1 protein-coding gene is annotated in these 1,323 nt (G+C 70.1%); it reads right to left on the reverse strand.

Features of this window, described 5'->3' with window-relative positions; all coding sequences use genetic code 11:
• Positions 1–8 precede the first annotated feature (8 nt).
• Positions 9–1,067, reverse strand: a complete 1,059-nt coding sequence (locus tag LPA42_RS33335) for an IS110 family transposase (RefSeq protein ID WP_077940493.1) — start codon at positions 1,065–1,067, stop codon at positions 9–11.
• Positions 1,068–1,323 lie beyond the last annotated feature (256 nt).

Consider the following 1,323-nt stretch of genomic DNA (forward strand, 5'->3'; position numbering starts at 1 on the left):
GGACGCTCCTATGCCGCGTCAAGTGGTGGGGGTGGGGTTTCGAGGCGTCGGTAGAGGTCTCGGGCGATGTAGCGTTTGAGGCAGCGTTTGATCTCTCGGTCGGTTTTGCCTTGGGCTCGGCGGCGCTCGGCGTAGGCGCGGGTGGTCTCGTCGCGTTGCAGGCGGGTCAGGACGACGGTGTGCAGGGCTCGGTTGAGTTGGCGGTCGCCGGAGCGGTTGAGGCGGTAGCGGACGGTCTTGCCGGAGGAGGCGGGGATCGGGGCCACGCCGGCGAGCATGGCGAACGCGGCGTCGTTGCGGCAGCGTCCGGGGTGGGACCAGGCGGTGAGCACGGTGGCGGCGACGATCGGTCCGACGCCGGTCAGTTGCAGCAGGTCCGGTCGCCAGGAGCGCACGATCGCGCGGATCGCCTTTTCGTGGGCGGTGGCTTCGGCTTCGAGGAAGCGCACGCGGCGGGCGAGGTCGCGTAGCACGGTCAGGCTGGTGGACACGTCGACGTCGGCGTTGCTGGTGGGGCGTAGTCGGGTGGCGGTGGTGAGCATGATTCGGGTGCTCTGGCCGCGGAAGCGGGCTCGCACCACCTCGGGGGCGGTGATCACCATGGCGTGTAGTTGCCGCTGGGTGGTGGCGCTGGCTTCCACGGCGGCGCGGCGGGCGGTCAGGCGCATCTGTAGTGCCGCCCGTTGCGCGCCGGTTTTGGGCTGCGCCAGCCGGGTGCGGGCGAGGGCGTCGCGGGCGGCGCGTTCGGCGTCGATCGGGTCGGACTTCGCTCCGGCACGACGGGCCGGGCGCTGTGGTCGGTCCAGCTCGACGACCAGTTCACCGACGTCGGCCAGATGCCGGGCCAGTCCGGCGCCGTAGCCGCCGGAGCCTTCGAGGGCCCAGGCCCGCAGCCCTGAGTGCTGTCCGGCCAGGGCCACCAACTCGGCGTAGCCGTCGGGGTCGGTGCTTACCGTGGCCCTGGCCAGGACCCCGCCGGTGCGGGTGTCGAGCACCGCGGCGGTGTGGGTGTCTTTGTGCGTGTCGACGCCGATGACGACCTCGACCAGATCTGCCAGCATGGACATGCGTTCTCTCCTCACCGTGGGGACGCAAGGGTCCGGTCCGGTGCGGAGATGGCAGGACTGTGATGAGACACGCCAGCCACTAACTGGCGGTCAAGCTCCTGATCAGGCCAAACGTCTCCCGCCGGGCCGGCGCCGGCAGCAGCGGACGGACAAGTCCCGCCAAAGGCACAAAGCCAGTCAGGGTTAGAGTCACATCTACTGCCACCAGGCATCAGCCCATCACCTTCCGAGCCGACACGGCTAGCCTCACAGTCAG

Origin of the sequence: Micromonospora sp. DH13, from assembly GCF_020873825.1 — a bacterium.
In the GTDB taxonomy this organism is placed as follows: Bacteria; Actinomycetota; Actinomycetes; order Mycobacteriales; family Micromonosporaceae; genus Micromonospora; species Micromonospora haikouensis.

Bases quoted from the DNA above. Each gene is read 5' to 3' on its own strand.
- LPA42_RS33335 (WP_077940493.1), bottom strand. From the start codon at position 1,067: ATGTCCATGCTGGCAGATCTGGTCGAGGTCGTCATCGGCGTCGACACG.